Genomic DNA, 24,729 nt, shown 5'->3' on the forward strand with positions numbered 1-24,729 from the left:
TTATCAAGAACATGTCCAGAGACGAAAAATTAAAGGAACGGTGGGAGCTTTTGGTGGAAAAATTGTCCGCTCAGTTCTCCGATGGTGACCCCTTGGAAATGGATGGTATCATTTATTTGGTAGGGGTGCAGGAACTCGGCAATTTTCACCGAAATTTTAAAAAGGATGAGAAAATCAGCCTGATGCATATTGCCATTTGTAGGTTGTTGGAACCGTATGGCTACTACGATTTTGATTTTTTTGATGATGAAGGTTGGCCGCATTACAAAATCAAAGAGCAGTTACCACCTTTGAAGGCTGGAGAACAAACCGTTTTAATGAAGGAGGCCTTGGTCAATTATTTTTTGGAAAAAGAATATATTCTCTAATATGGAATTGCAAAAACCCTATTATGCCGTTATTTTCACCAGTACACGAACCGAGGGTGACAATGGCTATGGTCAAATGGCCGAAGAAATGGAACAATTGGCCCGACAGCAGCCCGGTTTTTTGGATTTTGAAAGTGCCAGGGATGGATTGGGGATTACCGTAAGCTATTGGGAAAGCTTGGAGGCCATTGCCAACTGGAAATCCAATATGGACCACAGAGTCGCGCAACGAAATGGCATTAAAACATGGTATTCGTGGTATAAGGTTCGGATTTGCAAAGTTGAACGGGAATATGAATTCACCAAATAAAATAATATGAGCCAGAACATTCCTTTTACAAACCTAAACCGAAAAAAGACGCTTCAAAAAATAGCAAAGGAGAACTTTGATCTTGTGGTTGTCGGCGGAGGTATTACAGGAGCCGGCATTGCTTTGGACGCCTCTTCCAGGGGACTCAAAGTCCTGTTGTTGGAAAAGGGCGATTTTGCTTCTGGCACCAGCAGTAAATCCACAAAATTGATTCATGGGGGACTCCGCTATTTAAAACAGTTCGATTTTTGGTTGGTGAAGGAGGTAGGTTCCGAAAGGGCCATTGTGCACAAATTGGCACCTCATCTTGTCATTCCCGAAAAAATGTTGTTGCCCTTAATTGAAGGGGGCTCTTATGGAAAATGGCTCACCTCCATCGGACTAAAAGTCTACGACATATTGGCCCAAGTTTCGGGGGATGATAAACGACAGATGTTGGAGAAAAAAGAGGCCTTAAAATTGGAACCTCTCTTGCCCAAAAAAATATTGAATGGAGCAGGCTATTATGCCGAGTACCGTACAGATGATGCCCGACTTACGTTGGAAAACATTAAGACCAGCCTCAAATTTGGAACACAGGCCTTGAATTATGCCCAAGTCACTGATTTTGTGTATGAAAATGAACGTGTGGCAGGCGTGCAATTTAAAGATGAGGTATTTGGGGATGAGTTCAGTGTTTCCTCAAAATATGTAATTAATGCAGCAGGACCTTGGGTGGATGAACTCAGATCCATAAACCATTCCAAAAGAGGTAAACGACTGCATTTGACCAAGGGAGTGCATCTGGTTTTTCCGAGGGAAAAGCTTCCCGTACAACAATCGGTCTATTTTGATATTCCAGATGGTAGGATGATGTTTGCCATTCCCCGTGGAAAAATTACTTATGTTGGCACTACGGACACCAATTTTAACTTGGATAAAGACCATGTGACCACAGACATTGCCGATGCCATTTATTTGATATCTGCCGTGAACAACATGTTCCCTGATATTAATTTGGAGCTAAGTGATATTGTTTCCTCTTGGGCTGGATTACGCCCTTTGATTCATGAAGAAGGGAAATCAGCTTCGGAACTTTCACGAAAGGATGAAATCTTTACCTCCGAAACGGGATTGGTGAGCATCGCTGGTGGAAAATTGACGGGCTACCGCAAAATGGCAGAACGAACGGTAAATCGAATTGCGAGGCATCTGGAAGAGAATCACGAAATGGAATTGGAACCTTGCACCACCGACAAAATACCCCTCTGTGGGAGCGATTTTAAAAAGTTCAAGCATGTGAAAAAATACATGGCCCAACTTTTTGATCGCATCAAGGACAGCGGTTTTACGGAATATGATGCTTGGTATTTGGCAACCACTTATGGCAAACAGACCGAGACCATTTTGGAGAACTATTCCGCTATTGGTGGTTCAGATGTGCACGAGCGCATGATTCGAGCCGAGGCACAATTTGCAATTGCCCATGAGATGGCCTTGAGCCCGTTGGACTTCTTTATCAGACGAACGGGGCGGCTTTACTTCGACATTGAAAGTGTACGGAAATACAATGCTCCGGTTTTTGAAGAGTTTCAGAAAGCGTACAACTATTCAAAAGAAGAAATGGATGTATTTTCCAAAGATTTAGATGTGCAATTAAAGGAGCATTCCGATTTTTCTTTGGAGCGGGATTAATCCAGCTTCTCCGTTAACTTTTCAAAAACTTTCTTGGGGTTTTTGTTTTTGTAGAGTACTTGGTAAACCGCATTGATGATGGGTGTTTTGGACTTTTTCTCCAATTTATCCATCAACAAGTGTGCACTTTGGGTTGCATAATACCCTTCGGCCACCATGTTCATTTCCATCATGGCACTTTTTACGGTGTAGCCTTTACCAATCATATTTCCGAACAAACGGTTTCTACTAAAGGTGGAGTAGCCCGTCACCAACAAATCGCCCAAATAAGCCGAAGCATTGATGTTGCGCTTCATTTTGTAGACGCGGTCAATAAATCGTTTCATCTCACGGATGGCATTACTCATCAACACACTTTGAAAGTTGTCTCCATACCCAAGACCGTGGGCAATACCTGCGGCAATGGCATAAATATTCTTCAGCATGGCAGCGTATTCGGTACCAATAATGTCATCAGAAATTTTGGTCCGGATGTAGTCACTTTTTAATGCTTGGGCCACCAGTTTGGCATTATTGGCATCGGCACAAGCAATAGTGAGATAGGACAGGCGTTCCAAAGCCACTTCCTCAGCATGACACGGCCCGGTTATCACGCCAATATTTTTAAAGGGCAAATTATAGTTTTTATGGAAGTGCTCTCCAACAATAAGTCCAGTTTCAGGAACAATACCTTTAATGGCCGAAAAAACAATCTTGTCTTCCAAAGAAGCTTCTAAGGCCTTGAGTTCGGTATCCAAAAAAGCGGATGGAATAGCGAAAATCAAGACGTCTGAGGTTTCCACAATTTGGTTGATATCATGACTGAGCACCAATTTGCCCACATCAAATTCCACAGAACTGATGTAGTTGGGATTGTGACCCTCCTTTAAAATGTGCCGAATGGCAGATTCATTCCGCATATACCACCCAACGGTAGCCATGTTCTCCGACAACATCTTTACCAGGGCGGTTCCCCAGCTTCCTCCTCCAAAAACACCAAACCTAAGTTTGTCTTCCATGCTCACAATTTAGTGAGCAAAACTAAAAAATATATCATTCTCTTTGTTAAATACTGATTATCAAAAAGTTATGTGTTTTGGCATGATGCTTGGTCTATGTAGGTTGAATGTTAAAACCTCGATTATGAAAAATGGAAAACTACTTTTTGGAATTTTACTGATAGCTTTTTTGGTCAGTTCGTGTTACACCGAGGTGATTTTGGAAGACGATTACATTGAGGCATCTCCCGTGAATACTGCTTTGGTTTTGGAATCGTATGACATTTGGTACATCGATATCAACGCTACCCAAGGAAATGGTGAAGTTCCCTTTCTGCAACGCGCCTTTACACTTTCTTTTGATAGGGGTGTGGTCTATGCCAATAACAACTTGGTGGGAATTGGAAAAACCGGAAACGGTCTGGGGATTGATGTGGGAACATACGGAACTTTCAGTGGAACGGTGGAAGTGGACCATGATGTAGATGGACTTTGGCTATTGGATGTCTATGCCGTAAACAACAATACCTTGGAATTGTACGACCCAAATTCAAATACTTCGTACGTATTGCGGGGATACCAAAGGAATAATTTTGATTATGACATGGTTTTCTATGACAATATTCACTATTTCTTACAGGAATATCAGGTTTGGGAGAAAACCTTTGTCAGTGAAGAAGGAGCCCTAAATGAGTTCGATGAAGAGAATTACCTACAGTTTTTTGCAGGCAACATAGGCACATTTAGATCGTCCATTGATGTTTCTGGAACGCCCTTGGTCAATTTACAATGGGACTATGAAGGTGATTATGAGGTGTTTGATGTGGCCAGCGACGTTACACTTAAAACTTTAACACTCGATTATGACTACTTGGGCAATGATTATTTTGAAATCTACGTTATTAATGACAGTACTATTGAGCTGTACCACGTGTCCAGCGGAACCATATATGAGTTTACAGGAAGAGGGTTCCAACAGTACTTGAAATCGGGCAATGAGACAGGTAAAATGAGGGTAAAAGCCAAGAATCCTGTAATGAATGTGGTCCGACAAAGAAAAATGTAAGGAAATAGTATGGTCCTCGACTATACAAACAAGTTTTTTGGTTGGTTATTTAGTTAAGTATCGCCCCGAGCACCTTTGCTCGGGGCGGTTCTTTTTTAGTGGTTTCTTGTTTTGTAGGCTGAAGGATTCTCCCCGCTGATCTTTTTAAAGGTTCTATTGAAATAGGACAAACTTTCAAAACCACATTCAAAACAGGTTTCGCCAATGTTCCTGCCCGTTAGGAGCAATCTCTTGGCCTGAGTAATGCGGTATTGGTTTAAAAAATTACTGAATGTACTCCCTGTATTTTTTTTGAAATATCTGCAGAAAGCTTCCTTACCAAGATTGACCGATTTAGCAATATCCTCCAAGCTAATCTTTTTGGAATAATTCTCATCTATGTAGGAATACACTTTTTGTAGACGCTCTTGTTGTTTATTGGCTTTGTCATTTATGATAGGATTTGCGTGCAATAGTTCAAATTCATCACTCTTTGCCAAAAGTTTCAGTAATTGTAAAATCTTAATGAACTGCTCAAACCGATTCATCGACTGCAATTCCATCATAATTTTTCCAACCACGGCTTTTGTTTTCCCATAAAAGGCAATACCATGTTGCGATTTGTCCAAAAGCTCATAGACATCTTCCAGTTCCTCAATTTCGGCAAAAACCTTCTCCTTAAAAGATGCGCTTATGTGAAGCACTTCTTTATGATAAGCTGTTTTAATGCCATAATCAAAATTGAGGTGGGGAATATTTGAGCCAATCAGAACCAGATCGCTACCGTTAAAGTTTGAAATATGGTGCCCTACATTGCGCTTACCATTGGCCCCTTCAATGTAGACCAACTCAAACTCTGGATGAAAATGCCAAAAAAAGAGATCGTTCAATTTAGGGTTATGCAACAAATGGAAAGAACTCTTATCGTTGGGCTGTATGTTTTCAAGTTGTATTTTCACTGAATTGCTTAAATATTTTTAAAAATAATCATTAAAAGTCAATATAGTTCAAATATTGGTCAACTCTAGGGTGGAACCCTGTACACAGCCCATGTAGTTTTGGTATATCAGTTTTAAACTAAAAAAACATGCAACAGAAAATGGAAATGGCCAATAAGGCCCATGAAGCAATACCTGGGAATCCATCCACAGCGACCAGTAGTAAAAAGAAGCTTAATGATAGATCCAATGGCGAACCCTTACGAGTGCTCTCCGAAGAAGATTGGGCCTTTTGGATAGAGAACGGCTACATTGTGATAAAAAATGCGGTTTCAAAAGAACAAGCCAAGGCTACTGCCGATTTTTTATGGGAGTTTGATGAAAAAGACCCGAGCAACCCAGAAACGTGGTACGCACCTCCGCGTGCGGAAATGAAAATGAAAGAACTCACGGGTACCGGAATGGTGGAAGTCTACAACCATCAACATTTGTGGAACAACAGACAGACTCAAAGGGTGTATGATGCCTTTGTGGACATTTGGGGCACCGAAAAGCTGTGGGTGACCATTGATAGGGCCAATTTGAATATGCCCCAACGCCCGGGAGAAAACAAAAAAGGGTTTATCCATTGGGATTATGACCCTGAGACCAGACCGCAAAATGTGCAGGGGGTTTTGGCTCTGGCTGATCAAACCGATGAAAATATGGGGGGGTTTCAATGTATTCCTTGGCTCTATCGAAATTATGATACATGGAAATTAACGCAACCTGAAGACCGTGACCATTTTCAACCTGATGTAACAGGGCTGGAAGACAAAATTGTAAAAGTAAAATTGGAAGCGGGTGATTTATTGATTTTCAACAGTACACAACCGCATGGCATCCGGCCAAATAAATCTGGAGATAAGGTTAGGATTGCGCAGTACATTTCTATGATGCCCGCTGAAGAAGAAAATATGGAAATGCGGGAATGGAGAATCAGTTCATGGAAAAATAGAATTGCTCCAGAGGGGTATGCTTTTCCTGGAGATCCAAGAAAATGGGAACAAACTAAATACAATACTGCAAAACTAAGTCCTCTTGGCGAAAAGTTATTGGGGTTAACTAACTGGTAGATTGTCAAATCCTTAAAAATCCTTGGTCCATTAGGGTCTTGTATTGAATAGTGTTATTTTTGCCCGCTTCAAGAAAGAAGCCATGAAAAAGTACCTCAATCTTTTCGACTTTTCACAAAAGGTAAACTACAGAACCGAAATATTATCTGGTCTCACCGTGGCCTTGGCCTTGGTTCCCGAAGCAATTGCTTTCGCGTTCATTGCGGGACTTTCACCTTTAACTGGACTATATGCAGCTTTTGTCATGGGTTTGGTCACCTCTATTTTGGGAGGTAGGCCCGGTATGATCTCAGGAGCAACCGGGGCAGTGGCTGTTGTCATTGTTAGTTTGGCGCAACAATACGGGGTGGAATATGTTTTTGCCACCGTAATCCTGGCCGGACTTCTGCAGATGGCTGCAGGATTGCTACGCTTGGGCAAATTGATGCGCTTGGTGCCCCAGCCCGTGATTTTCGGATTTGTAAACGGATTGGCCATAATTATTTTTATGTCACAGCTGAGTCAATTCCAGACTGCAGATGGAGCTTGGTTGACCGGCAGTACACTGTATATTTTTTTGGGATTGGTTTTTTTGACTATGCTTGTCATTTGGGGACTGCCTAAATTGACCAAGGTAATTCCTGCATCTTTGGCTGCCATTCTTTTGGTTTTTGGCATTGTGTTTTTCTTTGGGTTGGATACACGAACTATTGGGGATATTGCTTCAATTCAGGGAACCTTTCCTCCTTTCCATATTCCTGATTTGCCATTTACGCTGGAAACTTTGGAAATCATTTTTCCCTACGCCGCTATTGTAGCGGGAGTTGGGTTGATAGAAAGTTTATTGACCTTGAACATAGTAGACGAAATCACCGAAACCCGAGGTCGTGGGAACAAAGAGGCTGTAGCCCAAGGAACGGCCAATATTCTCTCAGGATTGTTTTCTGGGATGGGTGGATGTGCAATGATAGGACAAAGTTTGATCAATACTTCCAACGGTGCAAGAGCCAGATTATCTGGGATTGTAGCCGCTTTAATGCTCCTTGCTTTTATCATGTTTGGGTCTAGTTTGATTGAAAAGGTACCCATGGCCGCACTTACCGGACTGATGATCATGGTTGCACTGGGCACCTTTGAATGGGCCAGTTTGAGAACCTTTAGGCGTATGCCAAAATCTGATGTTTTGGTCATGGTTTTGGTGACCTTGGTAACCGTTTTTCTCCACAATTTGGCCTTGGCCGTTTTGGTGGGCGTTATTATCTCTGCCTTGGTGTTTGCCTGGGACAATGCCAAACGTATTCGGGCTAGAAAACGAGTTGATGAGGATGGGGTAAAACATTACGAAATCTACGGTCCCCTCTTTTTTGGAAGCACCACGCTTTTTTCAGAGAAATTTGACGTCTTGAACGATCCCAATGAAATCGTGATAGATTTTGCCGAAAGCCGATTAGTGGATATGTCGGCCATTGAAGCCGTTAACAAAATCACCGAACGTTACAAAAAAGTAGGCAAAAAAGTACACCTAAAACATTTGAGCCGAGATTGTAGAAGATTATTGGCCAATGCCGATGACATCATCGAGGTAAATGTTTTGGAAGATCCAACCTACAAAGTTGTGGTAGATAGATAAGTTATTCCCTCGTTTTTCCCATCAACACATTTACGTTGGGATTCTGCGGATTTCCACTAGCTCTGCGCATCAACACAATTTGCCCAGTGTGGTAAATGCAGTCCGAGAGCATACCGTTGAGCATGTTCCAAAAGGGAAGTTCGGTCTGCTGGTCGCTCCGCTGAAAAATAATTTTGAAAGACGCCATATCATCTGAACTTTTTCCTGATGAAGCTTCGCTGGCTGCCTTGAGATTTTCCAAGGTTTTTTGTCGTAGCTCTTCAAATGAAAAACCAGAAAGGTCTTGACGTACATTGGGTGTGGCCGAAGGGGCATTCAAGATGGTATAGGACATTCCGCAAATATGTTGCAAGGTTTCCATGGCGGTTCTTCCATCTTCCGAAGGTTTGTAGTCCAAATCTTTTTGGGTCAACCCCTCGGTAGCCCAATAAAATCGGTAGCCTAAACCATCAATCATTCGCGCTACAACATTACCGGGAGTGTATTCCTCGGCGTAATCAGGAATTTGATGATAGGGCAGTTCCATGTCTTGGGCTGTTGATTTTGAAACTAAGGTAAAGAAGAAAACTAAACCTAAAAAAGGTAGAAGGGAATGGTTTTTCATGATGCAATGCTTAGTCCATGATGGATTTTTTGGCCAAGGTAAGGCCAATTTCGTTTACTTCTTTGAGCGCTGCTGAACCGTACCATTCTTTCAATTCCATTACAAGGCTCCCTGCTTGTATGGCAGGGTCGGTTTCTGTGAGCATTTTGGCTTCTTCAATGGAATCCACATCAAAAATATAAATGCCTCTTAGGTCATCATTGCCAAAAAAAGGACCGGCCAACACCAGTTTCCCTTCTTGGGCCATTTTACCAATGTTCTGCATATGGGCGGCCTGCAATTCTGCGGCCTCTTCTTTGGAAAGGTCGCGGTTGGGACCTCGTTTCAGAAAGGCAAAAACGTACTTTTTCATCCCATAATCATCAGCACCGTACTTTTTGGCTTTTTCCGCATTATATACTACTTCTTCAGATTGAGCCCATGTTACGGAACAGCTCAATAAAACGAAAAGAAAAATTAATCTTGAATTCATAGTGATAGTTTTTACGTGTATGCCTATCGACCAAAAATAACGAATTGAGGGTCAAAACCTAGGAGTTTTATTGCCAAAAACCGGGGGTAAAAGTACGAGCTTTCATCGTGATTGCTCAATCAAAACATCCTTTATAAAAAACATTGAACGGGTGTACTTCAACATTAAAAAGTTGATTTTGAAGGGCAACATCCTCGAACAAAAGATTTTTGGCCGCTTCCAAATCCGTAGCTTCCAGAACTATCATTCCCGTATCGCTATAGCGAGCACCCATAACAATGGTATTGTCCTTTCTTAGTTTCGACAAAAATGCGGAGTGCTCCTTAAAATAGGCTTGGTCATTGGGAGCTTTATTTGTGTCCCAAAGCGAACCAATGGTATACAAGGCCACAAAGCGGGATTTCTCTTTTTCACTTTCCTGCGCAGTCATGAAAAAGGGCAAAAGGAGGAATAGTACAATGTATTTCATTATACTGGGTTTACATTTCGGGATTACAATCAGTCTTGGTCAGGGGCATTGAGGAACTGAAACTTAAGTTGTTTTTGTCCTTAAAGGCTGTGCCGGTTTCATCCAATTCGCCGTAGCCTTCAATCAACTGGTTATCTTTCACCAAAAAGGCTACTTCGCGAGTACTTTCCATACCTTCCGAAGCAAATGTATACCTGCCTATTAGAATGCTATCGTTTAAGGTTCCAGCAAAGGTTCCTGTATTTGCATCTTTTTCTTTAAGGGCATAATCTAAGTTTGCCAGAATGGTGTTGGACATATCGGTGATTTCCAAGCTGATTTTATTTCCGTTGGCATTATACGTATAGCAACCAACTTCCAATCTCGTTGATGGAGTTTCCGTTTCCTCCATTATTTCTGTGGAGGTTTCTTGTTCTGAACTTTGATTTGATTTCTCTTCTTTGGTTTTGCAACTGATTACCAGTACCGTCAAGAAGAAGGCTATTGTTATTTTTTTCATATCAATCTATTTTTTTGAAAATAAGGAGATGCTCTTTGCTGCCATTGGAAAGGGTCAGTCTATTATTTGCAATGGTATATTGGGTGCTGGCTTGAAGATTTTGCAAGAACTTTGATTCTTTATCCATCCCCGGACAGGCCATTTTGGTTCCTGCTACTTGGGTAAATCGTAAAACATCCTTCTCATAAAAAAGCCCACCTGTCATTCGGTTGCATCCTGAAAAACCGGAAAACCGATTGTTATTGATGTTTATTTCCATGTTGGGAACATCCTGTCCATTAAAGTCGGCTGGGGATACCGATTCGCCATTCATTTCTTCCAAAACCCAAATATCATGTAAACGATAATCCGTTATATAGGTCCCGCAACCTTCCAGCGCATGGGTTTCTTCATCCCCGGTTCGTTTATAGGCAATGGTTACTGTGTAAGGTGATTTTTCGCCAGACATGGCGTTGGTACATTCTTTATGGGCAATGATCACATCCAATTCCACGGCTTCCGTTTGGATGCGATACATGCTTATGTTCGAATCTTGGGCCTTAATCGGTTCGGCGTGGGGTGTATAAATGGTATCTTCCATCATGTTCAACTCCAAACTATTTTCCAGGATTTTTAAACCCCAGAAAGGTTCAGTTCCCGTAGCCTTAAAATAACTACCATCTGGGGTGACGGCCAAAGCCTCCATTTTTCTCACCTGTTTTTGTACTGTGTCGGTAGTTTTTTCAATGGCTTCATTCTCCTCGGGTGGCGACTTTTTATTTTCAATACAACCTATGAAAAGCAACAAGGTGCCCATCAGGACAATCAATTTTCTCATGGCTCAATTTTTTTGAAGCGCATCATGGGAATTTCACCTATCATGAGGTTGAGTTCACCATCTTGAATGATGTATCCATCAATCTTTTGCATCATGTTTAGGAATTGTCTTTCACCTCCACCACAGAACATCATGGTTGTGGGTCCGGGTTCTCCAAAAGAAAGAGAATCCCCATTCAATTCAAAGTCGGCAGAATAGCCATTGCAGCTATCGGTTCCGGTAACCATGTGGGTTTCTTTGTTGAAAGAAATTTGTGGTTTTTTCTCTGGGAAAAGGCCATCGAAAGCGATGCGAGGGCCAGAAATATAAATCAATTCCCAAGTGGAGTTAAAGAGTTCTTCAGAACTGTCCGGTTTTGTATTGCAGGAACCAGCCACAATCAGGACACCTAAAAAAAGGATAATAGAGGATTTCATTTGTACAGAAAATTATAGTTAATGGTACAGAAAAATACTAAAAAAAATGATGAAACCTTCAACAAATCAACTAAATACGGGAATGTTTTATTTCACTCTTTTACTCCAGACTTCATAGATGGGCTGCCCCTTGCTGCTTAATCCATAATGGTGCCAATCGCCATCAACAAGCTCATAATTGAACTGTAAACTGGCCCCCACCCGTGAGTCATCCCGAGAAAAGAAACCAATATTTTCAGTGTATTTTCCATTGGTTGTGGTATAGGTGCCACCACCGGTTCCCATAAACTCTTTGGTTTCGGTATTGAAGGCAATCCATTGGAAGCGTGTTCCGGAAAGTATTTTCATGGTCTTTCGTGGTCCGGAGGTATCTCTTTTTACAATTTGGCCATCGCGCTTGCGTCCAGATATCAACCACGCTCCTGCAAGATTGCCGGGAGAACCATCATCCAAACGGGTCCATGTTTTGTCATCTACATATAGCTTGTCTCCATCAAGCCTGTAAGGAAGACTATCTGAGGTTCCCACTAAATCGGGGTCGAAAGAGGCAAATTCCAAGGTATAGGTAAGCGATCCATTTTTAAGCGACAAGGCTCCGCCCATGGTGCCCATGAACTTACCGTTTTCTTTTTCAAAAAAGGCTTGGGAAAAATAATCACCAGAAACAATGGCCACATATTGCACCGAAACACCTTCATTATTTGTAACCGTTGACTGCCATGCGCCATTGAGGTCTTGGCCATTGGAAAGGGATATGGCCAGAAGGATGAGGATAAGGGATAGAACATATTTTTTCATAATCAATACATTTTATTGGCGTGTGCTGCTGTTTTTGGTATTTGTTGAATGGCATCCCAGTGCTCACAGATCTTCCCGTTGTTATCGAAGCGAAAAAAATCCATAGTTACATATTCGTCATTTTGGGGCCAAGTTTGATGTGTATGAAGGGCAACCAAATTACCTTCGGCGATACACCTTACAAAAGCTATGGATTTGTTGGGGTATTCTCGTTGCATTTTCTCAAAATAGGAGATAAATCCTTCTTTGCCATCAGCAACATCTGGGTTGTGTTGAATGTAGACATCCCCAACAAATTTTTCAACGGCTTCCCGTGGGCTTCCTTCATAGGCCATTTTGTAGAAGGCCATTGCATTGTTTTTGTTTGTTGCTAAATCCATGATCGGTATAAACAAAAATGCTGTTGCCTTTCAAGAAAACAACAGCATTTCAAAGATGTATGGTTGATTGTTATAATGTTCTTAGGTACTCGGCCACGTCCCTTGCCTCATCTTCGGTAAGGTTCTGGTTGAGCATAATAGCATTGTTATATTCTTTCAATAAGGCCTTTGCTATAGGGTCCTCTTTGAGCATTCCATCGGGGTTCAAGATCATGTTCATGACCCATTCCGGACTTCTTCGTTCATAAACTCCTTTCATAGCAGGACCGATCATACGTTTATCCACCATATGGCAAGCCACACAGATGGCATCGAATTTGGCCTTTCCGCGGGCAGCCATCTCTTCATCAATAGTATCTGGGAACGTCAAATCTTCAATAGGACCAACGCCCTTATTATCCAAATCCACGGGAACTCCTTCACTGGCTTTGGCATTTGTCTCTTCGGTTTTGGTGCGGCTCACTTCAAAGCCGTCGTCCTTCTTTTCTTCTTTTTTTCCGCCGCAGCTGGCCACAAAGGCTCCCAATGCAATAAAAAGGAGTAATTTTTTCATTTTGATCAATTCTGTTGTAGTTTGTGTTAATGCAGCTACTAAGATAGGTAATTGACGACTAATTTTATAGCGGTTTTTGCACTACCTCGTTCCTTTGTTGCATTTATAACCATTATTAGGGTAACTGATTGAAAAAATCCAATGCTTTTTTCTCTGTATAGGTGATGTTGTGCTTCCCCCAAAAGCCTACATGCCCACCATGTTTTGGAGTTTCCAAATACAGATTTGGATTTTGCTCCGCTTCAGAAAAGGGATAACATTCCGGGCCCAAAAAAGAATCGTCCAGTGCGTTGATGATTAAGCTGGGCACCTTTATGTTGGGCAAAAATTGGAGGGAACTGCACTGGGTGTAATAATCCAGTGCGTCTTTAAAGTTATGTGCCTTACTGGTGTAGATATCATCAAAATCCTTTAGGGTTTTTATTTTTTTGATATCAGAATCAGTGATGAGGTCAGGAAACCATTCTTGTTTTTCCCTAAGCTTGGCAATCAGGTTTCCCTTAAACCGAATGGCATATAGGATATTGTTGAATGTTAGCAATTTCTGACAAGAACTGTGCAGATTGCACGGTACGGAAACGGCCACGGCCCCTTTTATTTCTTTTGGAACAGTTTCATCTTCCCCCAAATATTTCAACACCAGGTTGCCGCCCAAACTGAAGCCTTTGATGTAGATTTCCGAATAATCCTTGGTTTTCAATATGTGGTCGATAACTTCTTTTATATCTTCCGTAACGCCAGAATGGTAGGAACGATACAAGGTATTGGTCTCACCGCTACACCCTCGATAATTTACGGCACAGGCATCATATCCATTTTGATTGAAGAGCTTGGCACTTCCTGTTATGTAAGGTCGTTGACCATCGCCTTCCAAACCATGGAGCAAGATGACCAATTTTTTTGAAGGTATTATGGAATCGCTCCAATCCAAATCCAAAAAATCTCCATCAGACAATGGTAAACGCTCCCTTTTTTGGAAAACCCCATTGACTTTTCTGAAAAGGCCGCAGTAAATGGTGGCAAAATGACCATTTTTAAAAAAGAGGGGTGGTGAATAATTGGAAGAAACGAGGGGCATTAATACAATATATTATGCTGAGGCTGCACTTTTTCGGGTAGATTGGCCTCATCCAACATGTCCCTAAGGTCTATCTCAATAGTGCGGCACAAGGCGGTCATAGGAACATCATTGATACGTCCTTCAAAGGGGTCCTCACTATTACTTCCAATTTTTTCCATGGTGGTGAAAATCCATGAGATCAATACGGAAAAGAAAACCATAAGCCCAAGGTACCACCAGTTGTGAACTTCATTTAGGCCTTGAAGCTGGGTTTCAAAAACATTAAGCAACCCAAAGGGGAGCAAAAGAATGAAAATCCAGGTAAAAACTGTACTGAAATAGGCGTATTGTCTTGGAAAAGGGGTGTTCTTAATGCGTTCGCACATTCCTTGAAGGTTATACATTTCTTCCAGGTTTCCATGCAGCACCTGTTTATCGAACTCTGTTATTTTTCCTTCCTTCAACAATTTTTTAAGTTGCTTCCCTTGATTTTTCACAAGATGGGTTGCGACATTTTTTCTATTCTCCAAATCGGATATTTCTTCTTGGGAGAGGAACAAATCCATTCCATCACAAGCAGGATTACGTTCCCCGTGCTTATCAAACAAGCGTTCCACGGCGCGGTTCTCCTTTATAGAAAAACTGTTGGGCTGGCGCAGTTGTATGCGAAGGGCATTGATCCAGGCAATATGCCTATGGATTAGGGTAATTTGGGCATTTCGGTCATTTTCCACAAAACACAATACATTGTTGGCCCAGGTACGCGAGTAATTTACGATGCCTCCCCATATTTTTCGCCCCTCCCAAAAACGGTCATAGCTTTGGCTGTTTTTGAAACCAATATAGAAGGCCACGGCAATACCTATTACCGAAAGTGGTTGGAAAGGAATATCGATGTGGGTCCAGCCCAAAGTGGCGTATACATAAAAAATAATGCCCGAATAAAGAACGAAAAAAATTAGATTTTTCCAGGCATAGCGCAGGATAATATGCCAGCTAATGTTCCTCTTGATGTACATGGGTTCAAGTGTTGGTTACACCGTACAAAATACAAAAGAAAATTACGGTAGGCTATTCTTCGGGAAAGTCTCCAAAAGTTTGGCCTGTTCTTCAATGGCCGCTTTAAATTCATTTTTAAGGTTATCAACCAATTCAGAGACGGGCAGTACATCGTCAATGGCCGTAACCCCTTGACCAGCGGACCAAATGGTTTTCCAGGCCTTGGCTTCGGTATCGAGTTCTTTTCCAAAATCGATTTTGTGGTCTTTCTTTAAATCTTCCTCGGAAATTCCGGCAGCCTTTAGGCTGGCGGCCAAAAAATTGGCATGTACTCCAGAAATGGCTGCGGTGTAGACCACATCATTGGCCCCTGCCTCAATGATCATTTTTCGATATTCGTCCGTGGCCTTGCTCTCTTCGGTGTTAATGAAACGGGTTCCCATATAGGCCAAATCTGCACCCATTTGCATGGCTGAGGCAATATCCCGTCCGGTGCTTATGCATCCGGAAAGAATGATGGTCTTGTTGAAGATTTTTTTCACTTCGGTGACCAAACTCATGGGGTTGATGTTTCCCGCGTGGCCGCCGGCACCTGCAGAGACCAAGATGAGACCATCCACCCCTGCTTCTGCCGCTTTTTCGGCATGTCTTTTTTTAATGATGTCATGAAATACCAATCCGCCATAGCTGTGTATGGCATCCACCACCATACTTACCGCACCGAGTGAAGTAATCACTAAGGGAACCTTATGCTTTATGCATAGTTTTACATCGGCCTCCAATCTAGGGTTGGTGGGATGTACAATCAGGTTTACCCCAAAAGGAGCGGCCTTTTTGCCCGTTTCTTTTTCAAATTGTTGCAGCTCTGTCTTAATTTGAATGAGCCATTCCTCGAATCCTTCGCTGGTACGCTGGTTAAGGGCGGGAAAGGTGCCAACAATGCCATTTTTGCAACATTCCACGACCAATTTCGGACCGGAAATAAGAAACATGGGTGCAGCTATTGCGGGTAGTGAAAGGTCTTTGATAAATTCAGCTTTTTGGCTCATGGACTTTGTGTTAAACTATGTTTAAAAATAGAATTATTAATGGTACTTCATTGGAATCAGTTTATAAAACTATGGTATTTTTGCCATCTATTATGCATGCATAACAAATTACCACTATGTTTTTTAAAGAATTTGAGATTCGATGGAGCGATTTGGACGCCAATCGCCATTTGGCCAACTCGGCCTATATCAACTTTATGAGCCATACTCGGATGGCATATCTCGGCCAGCTTGGCTTTAACCAAAAAAGCATGGCCGAACACAATATAGGTCCTGTGGTCTTCTATGAGCACATGTATTACTTTAAAGAGGTCTTTGCGGGAAAACCTATAAAAGTTTCCTTGGGATTTAAGGGAATGAGCGCAGATGGAATGTTCTTTGAGTTTGAACATAATTTTTACGACAGCAATGGCAAAAATTTTGCTCGATGTCAAATGATGGGGGCTTGGATTGATTTAAAGGAGCGAAAACTTATTGGATTGCCCGATGAATTTTTGGAAGCGTTCGGCAGAATGGAAAAGTCGGAGGACTTTAAGGTTCTGACCAAGGCTGATACCCGGAAGTTTGTTCAAATTCCGAAGGATCTTTAAGGTTTTGTTATTTGGAATAGCCAAACCAACTTGCCGCTTTTTTAATCAGCTTTCCAGAAATAATTTCATCTAGCCAATGCTCGTACCAGTCCAAAAAACTAGTATCTGGGGCAAAGGAGGGTTTTTGGTCCGCAGACATTTCTAGATTTACGACTTTGCCTTTGTGTGGCCCGTTCAAAATAAGTCCATGAACATAAGTACATCCTTGCGAGCCCAAAGGCAAGATTCCACCGTAGATTTTGGCAAATTCGAGATAGTAGGCTTTATCCGAAAGATTGTCCTCCTCTAAAGCTTTAGTTAGGTTTCTCCATTCTGCATCTGTCATTTTAGGAGAAAGTAGGCAGACATTTTTTAGAAATGCTTTTGGATTTCCGTAGACCAATGTGTCCAAATGATCTCCGAGGGGGTAGATTCCGTAATACGGGCCAGCTCCGGAGTTTTGGTATGATGCTCCCCCATTTCCAACCTGCAATACAAAAGCACGGTAACAATCTGGTAGCTGAATTCCAAGAGTTTTTTCAAATGCTTCCACTTGGGCAATGGTGGCCGGGGGATGAAGTTCATATTTGTGGGCCGCTGCTCCAAAGACCAAACAGCTTTTATCAACATGCTTAGCCTTCGGTAGCTTCTTCTTGATGCGGACAATTTGAGGATTCACGATGTCTTGATTCGTTCTATTACAGCTGTAATCTAGCTTTCAAAAATGGGATTTTGTCCTGCCAATTGATGAACAACCCCTTCAGCTTGACGAATAAGAAAGTGTGAAAGAATCTTTGGGGTCAGGCTCCCACCTTGGGTCTTTTCCCCGCCAAATATACCCCCAACAGCACCAGACAAGTGGCTAAGATCTTAATCAAGGTAAGATGGTCCTTGCCAGCAAATAGGGCAAACAAGATGCCAATGAGAGGTTGAATGTAGATAAACGCTCCTACGGTGGAAGCTTTAAGCTGCGTTAGGGCAAAAACGTTGAACAAATAGGTCATAAAGGTTGTGCCGATAACCACAAAGGCTATTGAGCCGTAGACCCAAAGGGGCATAGTGGTCCATTGTATTTCCAAAAACTCGGGCAAGGTTATGGGGAAATTCATAATAAAAGCCAAACTGAACAGCCATTTCATCAGATTGAAGGGATGGTACTTTTCCAACAGCTTTTTTACCAAAATAAGATATGAGCCATAGCAGGTGGCGTTCAAAATGAACAAAAAATTACCAAAGGGAATATTGGGGGCATCCTGCCTCACTTCAGCCCCAAAAAGAATGAGACCCAAAGCGCCAATAAAGCCTAAAAAAATTCCCAAACCTTTGTTCAAAGTAATTCGCTCACTGAGGAATAAGGCCGATAGAATCACCACAATAATTGGGGTAATGGTTACCAAAACCGCACTATTAATAGGTGTGGAAAGCTGTAGCCCTTTAAAAAAAGTCAACATATTGATCACCATTCCCAAAAAAGCGCAGGCAAGAATACGGCCCCAGTCTTTTTTCTCCAATTTTTCTTTGGGTCCAAAAAAGGAGATCAACCAAAATAAGAGCGTAGCCCCTCCCACCCGCAACATAATGAAGGCAAAGGGCCCAACATAATGGGGCATGGCACCTTTAGCAATAGTATGGTTTACGCCATAAATTGTAGTGGCACCCAAGGCAGCCAAAATGGCCAGTGTTCTTTTGTTCATCCGTGAAGGGCCTCTTTTGCGGCCTGGACCACTTTTTTGGAATTGCCGATAAAAATCTGTCCATCAGCCAAAACAACAGGTCGCTTTAAAAAGGTATAGTGTTCCAAGATAAGTTCCTTGTAATCGTTTTCGGAAAGCTGTTTTTCATGCAATCCTTTTTGGCGGTACAACATGGCCCTTTTGCTGAACAAGCGTTCATACCCACCGGCAAGGGTTGCCATTTCCTCCAATTGCTTCGTAGTCATTGCTTCTGACTTTATTTCTTGCAATTGAACACCCTTCAATGGCTCCAATTCTTTTAAGATGCGTTGGCAGGTAGAGCAACTGCCCAAGTGGTAAATCTTTTTCATGATCATGTTCTAAGGCACAAAGGAAGTTAAAAATGAATCAATTCGCATTAAGAAAGCGCAAATTCAACCGCCTTTTGGGCATGGATTTTTGTAGTGTCAAAGGTAGGGATTATCGCTTCATTGGCAGGAACGAGTAAAGGCAGCTCTGTACAACCCAAGATGGCACCTTCGGCACCTTGCCTAGCCATTTTTTTAATAATGTCCAGTGTTTGAACTTTTGATTCTTCGGTAAAAACTCCTTTTACCAATTGGTTATAGATGATGGACTGTAACGTATTTCTATCCTTTACATCTGGAACAATGACTTCAAGACCAAAATTTTCTATAAGTATTTTGGTGTAAAAATCATTCTCCATAGTGAATTTGGTGCCAAGGAGCGCCACTTTCTTCATTCCTTTTGCTTTAATGGCCTCTCCAGTGGCATGGGCAATATGCAAGAAAGGGATGTTGATAGCATCAGTGATGAAGTTGCTCACTAAATGAATGGTATTGGTGCAGAGCAGTACAACATCAGAACCTGCAACTTCCAACTTTTTGGCATGTGTTCCCATCAGGTTTCCAATCTTGTCCCAATCGCCTGAGAAAGAATGTTTTTCAATTTCATCAAAATCGACAGAAGTAAGAATAGCTTTGGCAGAGTGTGAGCCTCCTAATTTTTCACGAATCATTTCATTGAGATACTGGTAATATATTTTTGAGGATTCCCAGCTCATGCCGCCTATCATTCCTATTGTTTTCATATAGTGGTGTTTATTTGATTTTTGACATATTTTCTGCTCCTTCAATGGTAATGGAGGTTAGAAAATGAGATAGCTTTTGATTCATGACCCTCAGTGGATTTGGGATAGACTTCCTTGGAGGGGGACAAATACAACAATTTTCCATAATATTTATATTTCGCTAAATGTCAATATGATTGCTTAAAAAATTACAGTTCATTCTTTATAGCTTCCATATAAGCTTTGATGACTTCTTCATTTCTCTTGTAATAGGTCCATTTACCATGCCGGGTTGGAATGACCAATTTTGCATTCTGCATGGAATTGAGATAGGTTGAGACCGTGGATTGTGAGAGCCCGGTCTTATCTTGAATGTAACCCACACAAACACCATCATTAAAATGGTCAATATCTTGATGGGGCGGAAAATTTAATTCCGGGTTTTTTAACCATTTCAAAATATTAACTCTAGTTTTATTAGATAAAACTTTGTTGATTTCAACAATATCCATAGTGCAAATATAATTTAAATATTCACATATCTAAAAAAATAGAAATGTTTTAACAAAATGATGGCTTTTTAAACCTAAAAAATGGAAAAGATATTCGACATCCTCTATAAAAACAGAAAAATACTTCAAGATATCTTACAGCACACCCCAAAAGAAGAGCTGTACAAAATCCCAGAAGGATTCAACAATAATATCTGGTGGAATATTGCCCATGTAGTGGTGACCCCTCAACTTTTGGTCTATGGATTAAGTGGGTTGGAGTACACGATTGAGGAAGAGTTGATCAATACATACCGAAAGGGCACTTTTCCAAACGGAGAGCCTTCGGCCCAAGAAGTTGAAAAGGTATCCACTTATCTTTTTAGTACCGTGAAGCACATTCAGTTGGATTACGAGAAGGGCAGGTTACATGTAAAGAACTATAAAGAACTGACTACTTCGGTCAATGTTACGTTGACCAGTGCTGAAGATGCCATTGTCTTTAGTGCCTACCATGAAGGGATTCATTTAGGGGCCGTCCGTGGGCTGCAAAAAGCTTTGGCCAGCGAACATTAGGAATCGGTATTTGCTTAAAGTTAATGCTTCAATTTAGTTGAATATTCCCCATTTTGTATCTTTGAATGTATAAATGCGATTGCGCAGTACCCCAAATTGATAATACAGGTTTCTTTAATTCCAAATCGTAACCAAAATGCGAAAGACCTACTTCATCTATTTGGGCCTCTGGGCCGTGTTCGTAATTCCTATTCAGCAAATGTATTCCCAACGCGGCAACTTATCGGTTGGGGTTGTGCCAACCTACAAAACCGATGGCTATGGTGTTCAAGCCAGCTTGAATTATACCCATAGCACCACCGATTATCTTCAAGTAGCACTGGCGGCCACTTTTTCCAAAGAGCAGCCCAATTCCGGTGTTGAGTTTCCTTACCATGATTATTTGTTTAGTCTGGGGTATTTTACGACAATATTGACCTCACCCAAAAAAGGCTTCTTCTTTTATTTTGGAGGAGGGCCCTCCGTGGGGTACAAATACATCAATAACGGGGAAACCGAATTTGCTTTTAATGCCCTTTCCGCCGAAAGCAGTTTTATTTATGGGGGCTACGCTTCTTTTGAAATGGATTTCTTTATTTCTGATGCCTTTTCCTTGATTGTTCCGATAAACGGTTTTTACCATTTTAACAGCGACCTCAATGATACCACACTGTTGTTGGGGGTTGGTATTCGGTATTATTTGAAGTGAGTTGGCACAATTCTCTTTTAGGACTTTACCTTACGCTTCAAAAAAAGATTGACCTCAGCATAAGGAAGCGTTAGGATGATGGGGCCATCCGCATACGAGGCGACCTCATATTGGTTGTAGATCAACTGCACCCCATCTTTCGTATAGCCAATAGTGTTGGATAAATGAAATGCATCGCCCTCGAACATAAAACCTGTGGCATTGATGTTGCCATCTTGCGGAATTTTCTCCTGAATCCTGAACTTTGCTTCCGCAAACTTTTCAAATCCTTCAAGGTCATCAAAAAGTTCCCAGTTTTCCAGCTCGGTGCCTTTTGCTTTATCAAAATTGAGATAACTTGTGGAGCCATAGCCATGTGCACCACCCGTAAAGGTATAAGAGTTCACCACAATGGTGACCAAATGCTCATCCTCATAGATAACCTCACCATTGATTTTCGCTTCCCACCCTATTTCGTCAGTGAACTTGGTCTTCAGTTCTTTATAACTTTCAGTAAATGATGCCATGGCCTGATCAACATTCTCAATATCTTCGTTATCGCTGAAGGACAGCAAAGCAATCACCTCTTCCCGTAAACTTCGGTTTATGGCGGTGGCGACATTGGAATCATCCAAGGCATGTGGAAGGGCTATTGTGATTTCAGGACAATTCCCACAGGATTCCCCGTGCAATTCGAGCGGCTCAAAAGTAAGTTTCTGTTCTGTTTCACAACCAAAAGGAATCCAGAGGATTAAAAGTAGGCCGAAATACTTTTTCATGAGTGAGGTTTTAGGGTTCCCAAAAATAAGACTTCATTGAAAACTCCGAAAGATAGCAATACATTTGTATGAAGATCCTAAGAAAATGAGCAAAAAAGAATTACGATTCAACAGCAAGACCATTCACGGTGGGCAGCATCCAGACAAAGCGTACGGAGCCGTTATGCCCCCCATTTATCAAACCTCAACCTATGCCCAGACCACTCCGGGAGGACATAAGGGATTTGAGTACTCACGAAGTGCCAATCCTACCCGAACCGCTTTGGAGAATGCCTTGGCTAGTATAGAAAGTGGGACATATGGGTTGGCTTTTGCCAGTGGGTTATCGGCCATCGATGCAGTGATAAAATTATTGCAGCCTGGAGATGAAGTGGTCTCCACTAATGATTTATACGGAGGCAGTTACCGACTTTTCAAACAGATTTTTGAAAAATATGGCATAAAGTTTCATTTTATCGGGATGCAGGACATGGATGCCATTGAAGCTCACATCAACTCCAAAACTAAGCTGATTTGGGTAGAGACACCAACCAATCCCATGATGAACATCATCGATATAAAGGCAGCATCTGCTTTGGCCAAAAAGCATAAGCTGTTGTTAGCTGTGGATAATACGTTTGCAACACCCTATTTGCAAAGACCCTTGGAATTGGGTGCTGACATAGTAATGCACTCGGCCACCAAATATTTGGGAGGACACAGTGACATAGTTGTCGGAGCCTTGGTAGTCAAGGATAAGGAACTGGCGGATAAACTCTATTTCATTCAGAACGCCAGTGGTGCCGTGTGTGGCCCCATGGATAGCTTTTTAACGCTCCGTGGTATAAAAACGCTTCACGTGCGCATGCAACGCCATTGCGAGAATGGGGAAGCCATAGCCAACTATTTGGACAAACACCCTAAAATTGAAAAAGTCTATTGGCCTGGATTTGAATCACACCCCAACCACGACATAGCCAAGAGTCAGATGGGCGGTTTTGGTGGAATGATATCCTTTGTGCCAAAGGGGAGCAGTTATGAAGAAGCTATTAAAATTGTGGAAAAACTCAAAGTTTTCACTCTGGCCGAGTCATTGGGAGGTGTGGAAAGTTTGGCGGGTCATCCGGCAAGTATGACGCATGCAAGTATCCCCAAAGAAGAACGCGAAAAAAGTGGGGTAGTGGATGCCTTGATTCGTTTAAGCGTTGGTATTGAAGATGCCAACGATTTGATCGCCGATTTGGAGCGGGCCATAGGTTAGGAAATTGAAAAATTTTTAAAAAAAGCCCATTCAAATTGTGTAAATACCATAATTTTGCGTTCAAATTCAAAATATAATAAAACTGCCTCTTTTTAAAGTTGCAGAGACAACAAAATAGCAATCCGTTTTATGGAACAAAAAATTAAAGCATTTATGGATGAGGTCATCACTAGAAATGGCCATGAACCAGAATTCATCCAAGCGGTTCAAGAAGTCGCGGAAACCGTAATTCCGTACATCGCCAAACAAGATATTTATAACGGAAAGAATATCCTTTTGCGTATGGTGGAACCCGAACGATTGATTTCATTTCGAGTGGCATGGATAGATGATGATGGTGAGATCCATGTAAACCGTGGTTATCGTGTACAGATGAACTCAGCCATTGGACCGTACAAAGGTGGTCTTCGTTTTCATCCTACCGTGAACGCCAGTGTATTGAAGTTCTTGGCCTTTGAACAGGTCTTTAAAAACAGCTTGACCACGCTGCCCATGGGCGGTGGAAAAGGAGGTTCCGATTTTGATCCAAAAGGGAAATCGGACGATGAAATCATGCGTTTTTGCCACGCTTTCATGACAGAACTTTGCCGACATATTGGTCCGAACACCGATATTCCAGCTGGGGATATTGGCGTAGGTGCCCGTGAAATTGGATTCCTTTTTGGGATGTACAAAAAAATTCGCAATGAGTTTACTGGAGTATTGACAGGGAAAGGACTTTCTTGGGGAGGTTCTTTGATTCGTCCTGAAGCTACCGGATACGGCACTGTGTATTTCGCAGACAGCATGTTAAAGACCAAAAATGAAACCTTCAAAGACAAAAAAGTCGTAATTTCAGGCTCAGGTAATGTGGCGCAATATGCAGCCGAAAAGGTATTACACCTTGGAGGTAAGGTATTGACACTTTCCGATTCTGCCGGATTTATCTATGACAAAGACGGCATTGACGAAGAAAAGCTGGCCTTTGTCATGGATTTAAAGAATAACAGAAGAGGTAGGATTTCCGAATATGTGGATAAATACCCATCGGCAGAATTCCACAAAGGAGAAACGCCATGGAAAGTGGCTTGTGATATAGCTCTGCCCTGTGCCACCCAAAACGAGTTGGATGGAGATGCAGCAGCAGCATTGATTAAAAATGGATGTATAGCTGTGGCAGAAGGCGCCAACATGCCTTCAACCCCAGAGGCCATCCATGCATTTCACGATGCCAAAATACTGTTCGCGCCTGGGAAGGCTTCAAACGCCGGAGGTGTTGCCACATCAGGTTTGGAGATGTCACAGAACTCACTTCGCATTAGCTGGACCAGAGAGGAAGTAGATGAGAGATTAAAGGGAATCATGGGTGATATTCATGATGCCTGTATCGAATATGGAAAAGAAGAAGACGGCTATTGCAACTACGTAAAAGGAGCTAATATAGCTGGTTTCGTTAAGGTGGCAGACGCCATGTTAGCCCAAGGAGTGATATAATTCTTATAATCAACCAGAG

Annotated in this window: 31 protein-coding genes; 11 read left to right on the top strand and 20 right to left on the bottom strand. The window is 41.9% G+C overall.

Going from position 1 to position 24,729, the window contains the following annotated elements; all coding sequences use genetic code 11:
• Nucleotides 1-11 precede the first annotated feature (11 nt).
• The 3 genes from ACFOWS_RS11735 to ACFOWS_RS11745 are packed head-to-tail and all read left to right on the top strand — an operon-like array spanning nucleotide 12 to nucleotide 2,352.
• Nucleotides 12-368: a hypothetical protein gene (locus tag ACFOWS_RS11735; protein ID WP_379764750.1), complete on the top strand. Its 357-nt coding sequence runs from the start codon at nucleotides 12-14 to the stop codon at nucleotides 366-368.
• Nucleotide 369: 1 nt separating this feature from the next.
• A complete protein-coding gene (locus ACFOWS_RS11740) occupies nucleotides 370-678 on the top strand; it encodes an antibiotic biosynthesis monooxygenase family protein (protein ID WP_366585618.1) in 309 nt (102 codons plus the stop codon).
• Between the two features lie 6 nt (nucleotides 679-684).
• A complete protein-coding gene (locus tag ACFOWS_RS11745) occupies nucleotides 685-2,352 on the top strand; it encodes a glycerol-3-phosphate dehydrogenase/oxidase (protein ID WP_379764752.1) in 1,668 nt (555 codons plus the stop codon).
• Here ACFOWS_RS11745 and ACFOWS_RS11750 read toward each other — a convergent pair.
• Nucleotides 2,349-3,350, bottom strand: a complete 1,002-nt coding sequence (locus ACFOWS_RS11750; RefSeq protein WP_379764754.1) for an NAD(P)H-dependent glycerol-3-phosphate dehydrogenase — start codon at nucleotides 3,348-3,350, stop codon at nucleotides 2,349-2,351. The genes ACFOWS_RS11745 and ACFOWS_RS11750 overlap by 4 nt on opposite strands.
• 124 nt (nucleotides 3,351-3,474) lie before the next feature.
• On the opposite strand from ACFOWS_RS11750, the gene ACFOWS_RS11755 reads away from it, so the two are divergent.
• Entirely contained in the window at nucleotides 3,475-4,395 is a 921-nt protein-coding gene (locus tag ACFOWS_RS11755; protein ID WP_379764756.1) for a nicotinic acid mononucleotide adenyltransferase, read from the top strand.
• 95 nt (nucleotides 4,396-4,490) lie between these two features.
• Here the strand turns inward: ACFOWS_RS11755 and ACFOWS_RS11760 are convergent, their stop codons facing one another.
• Nucleotides 4,491-5,333: an AraC family transcriptional regulator gene (locus ACFOWS_RS11760; protein ID WP_379764758.1), complete on the bottom strand. Its 843-nt coding sequence runs from the start codon at nucleotides 5,331-5,333 to the stop codon at nucleotides 4,491-4,493.
• Nucleotides 5,334-5,461: 128 nt separating this feature from the next.
• Between ACFOWS_RS11760 and ACFOWS_RS11765 the strand changes: the two genes are divergently transcribed.
• Nucleotides 5,462-6,427: a phytanoyl-CoA dioxygenase family protein gene (locus ACFOWS_RS11765; protein ID WP_379764760.1), complete on the top strand. Its 966-nt coding sequence runs from the start codon at nucleotides 5,462-5,464 to the stop codon at nucleotides 6,425-6,427.
• Nucleotides 6,428-6,509: 82 nt separating this feature from the next.
• Nucleotides 6,510-8,036, top strand: a complete 1,527-nt coding sequence (locus ACFOWS_RS11770; RefSeq protein ID WP_379764762.1) for a SulP family inorganic anion transporter — start codon at nucleotides 6,510-6,512, stop codon at nucleotides 8,034-8,036.
• 1 nt (nucleotide 8,037) lies between these two features.
• Here the strand turns inward: ACFOWS_RS11770 and ACFOWS_RS11775 are convergent, their stop codons facing one another.
• The 12 genes from ACFOWS_RS11775 to ACFOWS_RS11830 form a co-directional block, all read right to left on the bottom strand.
• On the bottom strand, nucleotides 8,038-8,640 hold the full coding sequence (locus ACFOWS_RS11775; RefSeq protein WP_379764764.1) for a DinB family protein: 603 nt from the start codon (nucleotides 8,638-8,640) through the stop codon (nucleotides 8,038-8,040).
• A gap of 10 nt (nucleotides 8,641-8,650) precedes the next feature.
• Nucleotides 8,651-9,112 carry a YciI family protein gene (locus tag ACFOWS_RS11780; protein WP_366585602.1) on the bottom strand — a complete coding sequence of 154 codons (462 nt, stop codon included), beginning with the start codon at nucleotides 9,110-9,112 and terminating at the stop codon, nucleotides 8,651-8,653.
• 115 nt (nucleotides 9,113-9,227) lie between these two features.
• Entirely contained in the window at nucleotides 9,228-9,581 is a 354-nt protein-coding gene (locus tag ACFOWS_RS11785; protein ID WP_379764766.1) for a YciI family protein, read from the bottom strand.
• 10 nt (nucleotides 9,582-9,591) lie between these two features.
• Nucleotides 9,592-10,080, bottom strand: a complete 489-nt coding sequence (locus ACFOWS_RS11790; RefSeq protein ID WP_379764768.1) for a hypothetical protein — start codon at nucleotides 10,078-10,080, stop codon at nucleotides 9,592-9,594.
• A 1-nt stretch (nucleotide 10,081) separates the two neighbouring features.
• On the bottom strand, nucleotides 10,082-10,897 hold the full coding sequence (locus ACFOWS_RS11795) for an META domain-containing protein (RefSeq protein WP_379764770.1): 816 nt from the start codon (nucleotides 10,895-10,897) through the stop codon (nucleotides 10,082-10,084).
• On the bottom strand, nucleotides 10,894-11,313 hold the full coding sequence (locus ACFOWS_RS11800; protein WP_379764772.1) for an META domain-containing protein: 420 nt from the start codon (nucleotides 11,311-11,313) through the stop codon (nucleotides 10,894-10,896). The genes ACFOWS_RS11795 and ACFOWS_RS11800 overlap by 4 nt, the downstream gene beginning before the upstream one ends.
• 87 nt (nucleotides 11,314-11,400) lie before the next feature.
• The gene (locus ACFOWS_RS11805; RefSeq protein ID WP_379764774.1) at nucleotides 11,401-12,111 is read right to left on the bottom strand and encodes a membrane or secreted protein; all 711 of its coding nucleotides are present in this window, start codon (nucleotides 12,109-12,111) and stop codon (nucleotides 11,401-11,403) included.
• A 2-nt stretch (nucleotides 12,112-12,113) separates the two neighbouring features.
• The gene (locus tag ACFOWS_RS11810) at nucleotides 12,114-12,491 is read right to left on the bottom strand and encodes a nuclear transport factor 2 family protein (RefSeq protein ID WP_379764776.1); all 378 of its coding nucleotides are present in this window, start codon (nucleotides 12,489-12,491) and stop codon (nucleotides 12,114-12,116) included.
• A gap of 70 nt (nucleotides 12,492-12,561) precedes the next feature.
• The gene (locus tag ACFOWS_RS11815; RefSeq protein WP_366585588.1) at nucleotides 12,562-13,044 is read right to left on the bottom strand and encodes a c-type cytochrome; all 483 of its coding nucleotides are present in this window, start codon (nucleotides 13,042-13,044) and stop codon (nucleotides 12,562-12,564) included.
• Between the two features lie 115 nt (nucleotides 13,045-13,159).
• A complete protein-coding gene (locus ACFOWS_RS11820; RefSeq protein WP_379764778.1) occupies nucleotides 13,160-14,122 on the bottom strand; it encodes a YheT family hydrolase in 963 nt (320 codons plus the stop codon).
• Nucleotides 14,122-15,123: a bestrophin family protein gene (locus ACFOWS_RS11825; RefSeq protein ID WP_379764780.1), complete on the bottom strand. Its 1,002-nt coding sequence runs from the start codon at nucleotides 15,121-15,123 to the stop codon at nucleotides 14,122-14,124. The genes ACFOWS_RS11820 and ACFOWS_RS11825 overlap by 1 nt, the downstream gene beginning before the upstream one ends.
• A 42-nt stretch (nucleotides 15,124-15,165) precedes the next feature.
• On the bottom strand, nucleotides 15,166-16,152 hold the full coding sequence (locus ACFOWS_RS11830; protein ID WP_379764782.1) for an NAD(P)H-dependent flavin oxidoreductase: 987 nt from the start codon (nucleotides 16,150-16,152) through the stop codon (nucleotides 15,166-15,168).
• A 116-nt stretch (nucleotides 16,153-16,268) separates the two neighbouring features.
• On the opposite strand from ACFOWS_RS11830, the gene ACFOWS_RS11835 reads away from it, so the two are divergent.
• Complete coding sequence (locus ACFOWS_RS11835) at nucleotides 16,269-16,742, top strand: acyl-CoA thioesterase (RefSeq protein WP_379764784.1); 474 nt, start codon at nucleotides 16,269-16,271, stop codon at nucleotides 16,740-16,742.
• A gap of 7 nt (nucleotides 16,743-16,749) precedes the next feature.
• On the opposite strand, the gene ACFOWS_RS11840 is transcribed toward ACFOWS_RS11835, so the two are convergent.
• The 5 genes from ACFOWS_RS11840 to ACFOWS_RS11860 form a co-directional block, all read right to left on the bottom strand.
• Nucleotides 16,750-17,400 carry an SMI1/KNR4 family protein gene (locus ACFOWS_RS11840; protein WP_379764786.1) on the bottom strand — a complete coding sequence of 217 codons (651 nt, stop codon included), beginning with the start codon at nucleotides 17,398-17,400 and terminating at the stop codon, nucleotides 16,750-16,752.
• Between the two features lie 121 nt (nucleotides 17,401-17,521).
• Nucleotides 17,522-18,415 (bottom strand): DMT family transporter, encoded by an 894-nt coding sequence (locus tag ACFOWS_RS11845; protein ID WP_379764788.1) that lies wholly within the window; start codon nucleotides 18,413-18,415, stop codon nucleotides 17,522-17,524.
• Nucleotides 18,412-18,765: an arsenate reductase family protein gene (locus ACFOWS_RS11850; RefSeq protein WP_379764790.1), complete on the bottom strand. Its 354-nt coding sequence runs from the start codon at nucleotides 18,763-18,765 to the stop codon at nucleotides 18,412-18,414. The genes ACFOWS_RS11845 and ACFOWS_RS11850 overlap by 4 nt, the downstream gene beginning before the upstream one ends.
• Nucleotides 18,766-18,812: 47 nt before the next feature.
• A complete protein-coding gene (locus ACFOWS_RS11855) occupies nucleotides 18,813-19,505 on the bottom strand; it encodes an aspartate/glutamate racemase family protein (RefSeq protein ID WP_379764792.1) in 693 nt (230 codons plus the stop codon).
• 188 nt (nucleotides 19,506-19,693) lie between these two features.
• Nucleotides 19,694-19,942 carry an ArsR/SmtB family transcription factor gene (locus ACFOWS_RS11860; protein WP_379764794.1) on the bottom strand — a complete coding sequence of 83 codons (249 nt, stop codon included), beginning with the start codon at nucleotides 19,940-19,942 and terminating at the stop codon, nucleotides 19,694-19,696.
• Between the two features lie 135 nt (nucleotides 19,943-20,077).
• Between ACFOWS_RS11860 and ACFOWS_RS11865 the strand changes: the two genes are divergently transcribed.
• Nucleotides 20,078-20,551, top strand: coding sequence for a DinB family protein (locus tag ACFOWS_RS11865; protein WP_379764796.1), 474 nt, complete (start codon nucleotides 20,078-20,080; stop codon nucleotides 20,549-20,551).
• Between the two features lie 136 nt (nucleotides 20,552-20,687).
• Complete coding sequence (locus tag ACFOWS_RS11870) at nucleotides 20,688-21,239, top strand: conjugal transfer protein TraO (protein WP_379764798.1); 552 nt, start codon at nucleotides 20,688-20,690, stop codon at nucleotides 21,237-21,239.
• A gap of 17 nt (nucleotides 21,240-21,256) precedes the next feature.
• Here ACFOWS_RS11870 and ACFOWS_RS11875 read toward each other — a convergent pair whose 3' ends face one another.
• Nucleotides 21,257-21,997 carry a DUF3298 and DUF4163 domain-containing protein gene (locus ACFOWS_RS11875; RefSeq protein WP_379764800.1) on the bottom strand — a complete coding sequence of 247 codons (741 nt, stop codon included), beginning with the start codon at nucleotides 21,995-21,997 and terminating at the stop codon, nucleotides 21,257-21,259.
• A gap of 85 nt (nucleotides 21,998-22,082) precedes the next feature.
• On the opposite strand from ACFOWS_RS11875, the gene ACFOWS_RS11880 reads away from it, so the two are divergent.
• A complete protein-coding gene (locus tag ACFOWS_RS11880; protein ID WP_379764802.1) occupies nucleotides 22,083-23,237 on the top strand; it encodes a cystathionine gamma-synthase in 1,155 nt (384 codons plus the stop codon).
• 129 nt (nucleotides 23,238-23,366) lie between these two features.
• A complete protein-coding gene (gdhA, locus tag ACFOWS_RS11885) occupies nucleotides 23,367-24,710 on the top strand; it encodes an NADP-specific glutamate dehydrogenase (RefSeq protein WP_379764804.1) in 1,344 nt (447 codons plus the stop codon).
• Nucleotides 24,711-24,729 lie beyond the last annotated feature (19 nt).

Origin of the sequence: Flagellimonas marina (assembly GCF_042651185.1) — a bacterium.
GTDB classification, from domain to species: domain Bacteria; phylum Bacteroidota; class Bacteroidia; order Flavobacteriales; family Flavobacteriaceae; genus Flagellimonas; species Flagellimonas marina.